We start from the raw sequence: 7,895 nt of genomic DNA on the forward strand, positions 1-7,895 counted from the left end.
CCCGAAGTACAGCTAGATGGGCCGCACCAGCGACGAGGTCGCCCAGCGTCTGAGCCTTGGAGGCCGCGGCTATAGATGGCTACAGCTGTCGAGCGCCGTTATGACAGGGGTGCCGTTTATGACAGCGGATCAGTAACTTATGCTTAAAAGCATAAGCAAGGAGAGAGCCATAAGATGTGTAGAAGCGCAACAATGACATCGCGAACTACTCTTCCTGATACATAACGGTCTCAGATCAATGGAAATTGTCAGACACCCTCTGGCCTGAATTGACATGTGCATGCTGTCTGAGCCTTCAGATTTCGCACGCCACAACTGGTGGCCGTCGAAAGTTGAAAGATTGAGTGATGTTGCCATTTCTTCTCGCCATTCCGTATAACTGGCTTCATGCCCTATGTCAAACTGAGTGAACAGATCGAGAAACTGACCAATGCCCAGCGCAGTGACGCCTTTATCAAGCAGTTCCGTGACGCGGTGCGCGAAGGCAAGATCGACGCTGCTGATCTGCCGAGCCGCTTTGAATTGCCCAAGCAATTCAGCCGCCGGGGCAGTAACGAGACGTACAGCAAGACCGTGAAGGATATGGTCTTTGACCACACCCCCGAGTTTGACGCCTGGTTTGACGAGACCAATCAGGGCCTGAACACGGGTCGCCGGGGCAGCAAACCGAAAGCGACACTGGAGAATATTGAGGCCGGCGTGGTGGACTTCAAAGAACTGGCCGCAGCGACCCGCGCCAAGATTGAAGCCAGTTACAGCAAAGGGCAGGCACTCGGCAAGAGCCGCGCCACTGGCACCAAGAAGCCGGGCCGCAAACCCAAGAAGTAATCCGTTCTCCATAACAAAGGCCCCCGAACATGGAGGCCCTCGTTTTGTGAACATTGGAGCTCGCGAAATGGGACAGCCCCACTCCGCGGCCAATTACTTTGCGAGTGTGAGGGTACAGCGCGGGGCACTGCCCGGCTTACCGCTCAGGACGTAAGCATTGGCCTTGGGCAGGGAGGTGAAAGCGTAACCCTCAAACGGCTGTCCCACCGCTACGTCTGAAGGGTTCAGAAACATGCACACGCTGTACTGTCCCTTGGGGGTCCAGCCGGCCCGAAGGAGCTGTGGGAAGTGCTGCCCGCCCTGCACCAGAGGATTTGAGTAGAGCAGTCCCTGCTCCTGAGCCGCGTCAAACATCGCCACCGCTGTCTTCAGGTCAATGGGGTTGCCACTTACTGATCTCTACCTAAGTCAGTAGCGATGTGGTGAAGGGTGTTCCGCGAATGAACGCGCGCGCGAGGTCTTTACGACGAATCCGTTGCCAGCCCAACACCAGACGGACTTTGAGCGCACTGACTGTTGGGGCGCAGAAGTTCCCCAGGACATTGCGTTTGACGTCCGCCCACACCAACTCAATGGGATTGAGTTCTGGCGCGTCACCCGGGAGATACACCAGTGAAAGGCGTGCGTGGCGAGCCACGCACGCCTGAACAACCTTGGCGCGGTGAATCATGGCCCGGTCCAGGACGACGACCACCTCACCCGCGATGTGACGTAACACGTGCTCCAGGAAGGCGACGACCTGAGGCGAACGAATGGCGCCGTGATGGGTGTGCTGGAGAAATTGGCCCCCTGTGGTGATCGCGCCGATGACCGAGAGGTGTTCCCAGCGCAGTCGGGTGGGGATCACCGGGGTCTGCCCACATCGGCCCCACGTCCGGACCTTGGTGGTTTTCAGGCTGAACCCGCTCTCGTCCAGGAAGACCACGGTGGCGCCCTCAGCGATCTTTTTTTTCCAACGCCTCGCCCTGGAGGCGAACCCAGGTGGCCACTTCTTCTTCGTTGCGCTCCACGGCCCGCACCGCGGGCCGCTGATACGAGAACCCCCACTGGTGCAATTTGCGGGACAGATAATCCCGGTGCATCCACACGCCGAACCGCCGGCCGATCAACTCGCGGACGCGAGCGGTGGTCCAGCCGCTGGTGTCGAAGCCCTGCGTGCGAGGATCCCGGTCCAACAGCCCCTGAATCTCCGCTTGTTGCCCCGCCGTGAGCTGCTGGGGGCGGCCAGTGGCGCGGGAAGCGCGCAGCGCTTCCTCGCCTCCCCGACGGATCTGGGCGCGCCAGGCGCGGATGGTGACTTCTTTGACGCCGAACTGCTCGGCCAGAGAGCGGGTGGTGCGCTGCGTATCAACCAGCAGGGGCAGCGCACTCAGACGTCGCTCTTCTTGCTGAGCTCGACTGAGTTGCCGGGGTCGCCAGGGCGCAACATCTGCCATACCACATGCTACCAATTTAGGTAGAGATCAGTAACTGGACCTGAGCGTTTTCGACCTTTGGAGCCAGCACCTGAATGTTCCAGGTCTGACCACCAGCAAAGATCTTGGAAATGAATTTGTTCGGTGAGGGGTCAACCCGAGTGTAAGACGAAGGAGATGAGGCGGCAGTGGCAGAGGAAAGGGCAAGGAGCACCAGCATCAGGACGCGCATCGTGTTCACACTACCGGAGGCGAAAGGGATGAACACGCACGCTCCACTCACTGACACTGACCTACCGCACTTCCCTCCCAGATCTTGAGGCGTGGGCACCTTAAACCCCCTACCGAAACGTGGGCAAGTCAGCCCAGTGGGGTCACATGGTCCAGTCCGCCTAACCTTACTCCAGATGCAGTGTTCCATCTGTCTACGACAGGGTGCGCCCAGAAAAAGAGCAACACTGTGATGACCTGTGCGATCAGGACCAGGAACTGCGGCACCAGAAACGGCTCAAGACCGAACCGAAAGATGACCACGACCCCCGACGTCAGGAGGCTGACGACACTCAGGACGCGTCCCCAGGCCAGCCAGATCAGCAAACGGTCCCGCACCGCATAAGCGATGCCTTCAGCTGGATTGAGAGCAGCCTGAGTGGCACTGCGAATCCAGTCGCGCAGTGCCTCCGAGAAATACCACCAGACCGCCAAGCCAATGCTGGCTGGAATGAGCACCAGCAGCACCGTCCCATTCGACACGGATTGTTCAACCCCAGGCACCGCTGCGCCACTCAAAACCGCAAGGGCAAACACCCAAGGCAGCCAGCGCCAGATCTGCTGGACAGCTCGATCTGCGCCAACGAGCGATGTCCTGTCCTGCGTTTGGAGAGCGCTGAGCCACTGGCGCAGAACAAAGAGAGCAGCCACAGAGAGCACCATGAAACCAATCTGAATGACGCCGAGCACGATGTTACCGATGCCGGACATGGCTGGCCATCCCACACTGCCCCAGGCGGTCAGGATGGTGAACAGCAGCGAGAGATCAAGACTCCAACGAAGAAGCGTGAGGCGTTGAGTCGGCTGAGACACACCTGATTTGAGCATCCTCCTACCCGGCGTGTTGCTCAACATGCGGTTCTCCAACTTCATTCACCCCTCCCAGCTCTTCAGGCCATCACCTTGTATCTCTACTGCCTGAGGTGGAGCCGATGAGTGCCGTTACCTGCAGGCAAGTCAGCGCCGCGCGGGCACAGGAGTACGGGCTTGAACTGTTTGCAACAACCATCAGCAAAATTGAGCGGGGAGAGCGGAGCATGTACGACTTCAAACGCCGCGCCCTGTGTGCGGTGCTAAAACTGGACGCCAATGCTGTTCTGGAACTCCTGGCGGGGTGAACGCGATCACGCCATCAAAAAAGAGGGTCTGGACGTTGCGGACCATACTCTTGATTCCTGTTGGATGCGTCACATCCTAAGCGTTGGTAAGCCGTCAGAAATCGCGCATTCATCGCCATCCATATGTTCGCTGTTTCCGACTTGTGCAGGTATCGACAGCTTCAGTGAGGTGCAGGACTATCCTCTGGGCCTCCCTTGCGCCGCCCGGCGAGCGGCCTCCACGGTCGCCAAACCATGCTCCTCTGCAAAAGCCAGCAGATATGCTTTTAAATCGGCCTTCTGCGTGCGGGCCACCAGCTGCCGCGAGAATTCGACGGCACTGATCTGCCCTGCACGACACTGTCCTTCAAGCTGATCAAAACCTGCTTCTGAGAGCACGCCCTTGGCCAGGAAGCGGATAGTGGACTTGCTTCCCTCCCATTGGCTCACTGAATCCAGGGCCAGTAGCGTGGCCTGCTGCGCCTGGAACTCAGCGTCGTGGTTCGCTTCCAGGACCTGGGTCGCTACCTGGGCGGCCTGCTTCACCTTTTCTGCCGATCGCGTCGGCATGACTTCTGGCAACTCGTACTTGTCAGGGTTCCGGAGAATGTCGAGGGCCAGCCCCCCTGAACTGCGGAGATTTTTCCGGCTCTTGACATAGGTCACGGCTCGCCGGATCTGCTCCAGGGAATAGTCACGGGCCGCCTCTTCAGCCCGGTCGCGTGCCACCTTTACCTCGAGGAGCAGCTGCAGCCTCTCGGCATCAGGCGGGGGGAGAGCAGAGGCAGTCTCAACCGGCATAAACCGGTAGGTGATTTCCTGAGTGGCGCCTTGGCCGGTGTATTCCACGCCGGCCAGGTAGCCCAGGGCCTGCAATTCCTTATGGGCGCTTTCCAGGGTGCGCCGGATCTTCCGTGGGTCTGTATTGATGATGCCGCACCGCCCACCCCAATCTGCCACCCGGCAGGTCAGCGTGTCGTCGGCCGGCCGGTGCGCCTGCAACATCCGGTACAGGGCCCGGGCGACCGGCTGTTTGCAGTCCATCAGCAGCTTGCGGTCAAGGTTCTGGTAGTACCCGGCGCGAATGCTGGCGGCCAGCGGTTCGGAGAGTCGAATCACCAGTTTGCCGTGCGCTTCCAGGTCATGGAGTTCAGGGGAGTCGTGCCGTCTGCCCTGGGTCCAAAACTGAATCGAGCTGATCAGGCTCAGCGACGTGTTGGAAAACCGGCCCCAGGTGCTGTCTGCAGGGACATCTCCTAGCGCCACCATGAAGCCCACCCGTCACAGGCGCAGCAGGCTTTCGCGCAGCCGTTTGTACAGCACGCCGGAGGTGTTCTGGTACACCATCTGCACGATCTCGTACGCCGTGGTCGTGACCGTGTTGTTGGCCGGGCACCCCTGGAACAGGAACAGCGTCTCCAGCGCCATCAGAATGTCAGTGTCAGCGCCTCGCGGCCGCCCAAAATCGCCAGCATAGCCGTCGACGGTATAAACCGTATCACCGACTTCAGAGCGTACAGTCCAGCGCCGATTAAGGGGACTATCCTCCTCGATGCGGCTCTGGATGCTGATGATGCCCACCTGGGCAACGAAGCGCTCAGCCGTGAGCGGCGTGGCATCGTTGAGCTTCTTCATGCGGACTCCTGCGGGGTGTTGTGTGTTTTTAACTTCTTGTAACTACTATAAAGAACAACAACAGGGCGGGGGTGAGGATGCGTCCTAGACGACATTTTCTGGTAAAAACCGCCCAAAGCTTACGAGGTTTTTCCTCAAAATCGGACAAAGCTTACGAGGTCTTGGGCCAGAAACGGACAAAGCTTACGAGGCTCAGTGGGCGAACCGCCCAAACCTCACGAGCCTTACTGTTCTCCTGACTGTCAGAACTGAATTTACCGTGTCAGAGCGCAGATTTCTGTCAAGCGCCCAAAGCTTACGAGGGTTGGCCGGACGAAGTTTACGATGCAGCCTTGACCAAAACGGACAAAGCTTACGACACCTGCTGATACCGTCCGGCATATATGATTTCCTGGCACCAAGAAGGGGTTTCTCTATTCCAGGGGTGAGCCAGAGTCGCTCTCGCCGCCCAAACCTTACGATAGGCAGAAACGTAGCGTAAGGGGCTCGGACCTCCTTTTCAGAGCTAGACGGCTCCCCAAACCGCCCAAACCTTACGATAGGCGGCAGGCGTCTGCTGGCCACCTTAGATCTGGTTTACTCGTCGAGCGGTTGTGGCAAGTTGTTGGGGTAGGGTGCCGCGGTGCTGAGCAGTCAGAAGCTTGTCGGCTACCGATTTTCGCTTGAGGTCATTGGGTACGCCGTCTGGCTGTATCACCGGTTCACCTTGAGTTGTCGGGACGTTGAGGAATTCTTGCTGGAGCGAGACATCGCTGTCACCCGCAAATCCATCCGCACATGGTGCATCAAGTTCAGCGACCTGTTCGCCCAGGGCCTGCGCCACCGAGAACCCCGCCGGGGTTCTCGGTGGCACCTCAACGAAATGCACGTGGACGTGGGCAGTGTCACCTACTGGTTGTGGCGGGCCGTCGATGAGCACGGTGTCGTCCTGGACGTATTCCTTCAGCGGCACCGGGACACTAAGCTGCCGAGTATTTTTTCACCCGGCTTCTGGGCGAGCATGGCGTCCCGGTCACCATCCACACAGACAAACTCTGGAGTTACGGTGCAGCCCTTCATGAACTCCCGGTGCTCCACGCTGTGGAGTACGTCTAGGTCGTGTCTAAGGCGCGCTGCAACAATCTGATTGAGCAATCTCACCGCCTGATACGACGACAGGAGCGCTAATACGGATTCCGAATAAAAAGTTTAGACTCAGGGCATCAAACAGACCCTTTTGACGGCCCCCCTAGCGCACCGCGCGGAAGACTTCTGGCACATCTTTACCGCGAGCACTTGTGCGGTGGAACGGCGCCGGGCGCAATTCTTCGCCTTGCTGGCCGAAGGGCGGCCAACAGGCGACGTCTTGCACTTGACCCGATAGAGCCAGGTCACGGCGTATAACCTCATGGCGCGGTACCGCGCCATGGGCCTGTCCGGGTTACGTGACGGTCGTCAGGGGAACCGAGGCGCCCCATGGGTATTGACGGCTGAGGAACAGGCCCTAGCCGCCCGTCTGCACGCGGACTTTGAGCAAGGCCTTGTGTGGTCGGGCAAAGAGGTCCAGGACTGGGTGCGAGAGACAACCGGCAAAACGGTGCATCTGGGACGTACCTACGAACTCATGCGTGCCGCGGGCTTCTCGCCGCAAAAACCCCGGCCACGACACGTCAACGGCGATGAGGTGGCCAAGGCAGCCTTCAAAACAAAGGGCTGACGGAGACGCTCCGCTTGGCGGAGCGTCTCCATCCTCGGGTGTCGCTGCGGTGCCTGGATGAACACCGGCTCGGTCTCCAACCGATTCGCCGCACGGTTTGGGCGCCCACAGGTCACCCCTTCAGCTGTCCCGTGCGTCCCGCCTACGAGTGGCTGTATCTGTAGGCCTTCGTCAATCCAGAAACCGGCGAGAGCCGGTTCTGGTTGGTGCCCGTCGTGAACAAACAGGCCTACAGCGCCGTCATGGCGGCCTTTGCCCAGAGTGTCGGCGCGAGCGCCGACCATCACGTGCTCGTGGTGCAGGATGGGGCCGGCTTTCATGTCTATGCCGAGCAGGGACCCCCCACAGGCATCCGGGCCGTCACCCTGCCTCCCTACTCGCCGGAACGACAACCTGCCGAGCGGCTCTGGGCGCTCACCGACGCCACGGTCGCCAATCAAGCCTTCAACACCCTGGACGACTTCGTTCAGGTGCTGGCTGAACGGTGCGCCTGGCTTGAAACACAACCCGACCTCCTCACCCAACACACGCTCTTCCACTGGTGGCCGCTCTCAACCAATTAATCGGAGTCCGTATAACAACACGGATTCCGGTCGCGACATCGAGCACAGGGATTTCTCGACCTGCACGCCCGGATCACGAACCTCCACCAACCCGCTCGCTCCACTGCCCCCGCTCGCCATCGCCGCCTTCAGCAACAAACTGCGTTCAAGACGTGGCGGGACGTCGTACAGCACGTGGCCTGAAGGTCAGCCCACGTGCCTTTCCGGAGCTGCCCACTTCCTGAGCGCCAACAACTTGCCACAACCGTAGGAGAGAAAAGGTTAAGGAGTAGAGGTGTGGTCTGACTCAGCTGACGTCAGAGTGGCGAGGTCAAAAGTCCAGTGCCGGGCCCACTCTGCCTTCGGTGGCTCATCTCCAGGCTGATGAAACCAGTCGAGATATAGGTGAGGA

10 protein-coding genes and 1 pseudogene are annotated in these 7,895 nt (G+C 59.5%); 5 read left to right on the forward strand and 6 right to left on the reverse strand.

Translation table 11 applies throughout. The features are described 5' to 3' along the window. Positions 1–387 precede the first annotated feature (387 nt). Entirely contained in the window at positions 388–828 is a 441-nt protein-coding gene (locus K7W42_RS22410; protein WP_224577613.1) for a hypothetical protein, read from the forward strand. Between the two features lie 93 nt (positions 829–921). On the opposite strand, the gene K7W42_RS22415 is transcribed toward K7W42_RS22410, so the two are convergent. The 4 genes from K7W42_RS22415 to K7W42_RS22430 form a co-directional block, all read right to left on the reverse strand. Next, a complete protein-coding gene (locus K7W42_RS22415) occupies positions 922–1,182 on the reverse strand; it encodes a hypothetical protein (RefSeq protein WP_224577615.1) in 261 nt (86 codons plus the stop codon). 49 nt (positions 1,183–1,231) lie between these two features. Then, a protein-coding gene (locus K7W42_RS22420) for an IS630 family transposase (protein ID WP_224577616.1) occupies positions 1,232–2,264 on the reverse strand; the annotation gives its coding sequence in 2 pieces (ribosomal slippage) (positions 1,232–1,777 and positions 1,779–2,264; 1,032 coding nt in all). Between the two features lie 16 nt (positions 2,265–2,280). Beyond that, a complete protein-coding gene (locus K7W42_RS22425; RefSeq protein WP_224577617.1) occupies positions 2,281–2,511 on the reverse strand; it encodes a hypothetical protein in 231 nt (76 codons plus the stop codon). A gap of 92 nt (positions 2,512–2,603) precedes the next feature. Beyond that, positions 2,604–3,386 (reverse strand): hypothetical protein, encoded by a 783-nt coding sequence (locus K7W42_RS22430; protein ID WP_224577618.1) that lies wholly within the window; start codon positions 3,384–3,386, stop codon positions 2,604–2,606. A 59-nt stretch (positions 3,387–3,445) separates the two neighbouring features. Between K7W42_RS22430 and K7W42_RS22435 the strand changes: the two genes are divergently transcribed. Next, complete coding sequence (locus K7W42_RS22435) at positions 3,446–3,631, forward strand: hypothetical protein (protein WP_224577619.1); 186 nt, start codon at positions 3,446–3,448, stop codon at positions 3,629–3,631. A gap of 177 nt (positions 3,632–3,808) precedes the next feature. On the opposite strand, the gene K7W42_RS22440 is transcribed toward K7W42_RS22435, so the two are convergent. Together K7W42_RS22440 and K7W42_RS22445 are read right to left on the reverse strand one after the other, a co-directional pair. After that, positions 3,809–4,879 (reverse strand): hypothetical protein, encoded by a 1,071-nt coding sequence (locus K7W42_RS22440; RefSeq protein WP_224577620.1) that lies wholly within the window; start codon positions 4,877–4,879, stop codon positions 3,809–3,811. Between the two features lie 12 nt (positions 4,880–4,891). Continuing rightward, the gene (locus tag K7W42_RS22445; protein WP_224577621.1) at positions 4,892–5,245 is read right to left on the reverse strand and encodes a replication initiator protein A; all 354 of its coding nucleotides are present in this window, start codon (positions 5,243–5,245) and stop codon (positions 4,892–4,894) included. 625 nt (positions 5,246–5,870) lie between these two features. Between K7W42_RS22445 and K7W42_RS22450 the strand changes: the two are divergent. From K7W42_RS22450 to K7W42_RS22460, 3 genes and pseudogenes are all read left to right on the forward strand, one after another. Next, a pseudogene (locus K7W42_RS22450) lies at positions 5,871–6,409 on the forward strand (IS6 family transposase); the annotation flags it as partial. A gap of 223 nt (positions 6,410–6,632) precedes the next feature. Then, positions 6,633–6,941, forward strand: a complete 309-nt coding sequence (locus tag K7W42_RS22455) for a winged helix-turn-helix domain-containing protein (protein WP_224577622.1) — start codon at positions 6,633–6,635, stop codon at positions 6,939–6,941. Positions 6,942–7,156: 215 nt separating this feature from the next. Continuing rightward, on the forward strand, positions 7,157–7,504 hold the full coding sequence (locus K7W42_RS22460) for a hypothetical protein (protein WP_224577623.1): 348 nt from the start codon (positions 7,157–7,159) through the stop codon (positions 7,502–7,504). Positions 7,505–7,895 lie beyond the last annotated feature (391 nt).

Origin of the sequence: Deinococcus betulae (genome assembly GCF_020166395.1) — a bacterium.
GTDB classification, from domain to species: Bacteria; Deinococcota; Deinococci; order Deinococcales; family Deinococcaceae; genus Deinococcus; species Deinococcus betulae.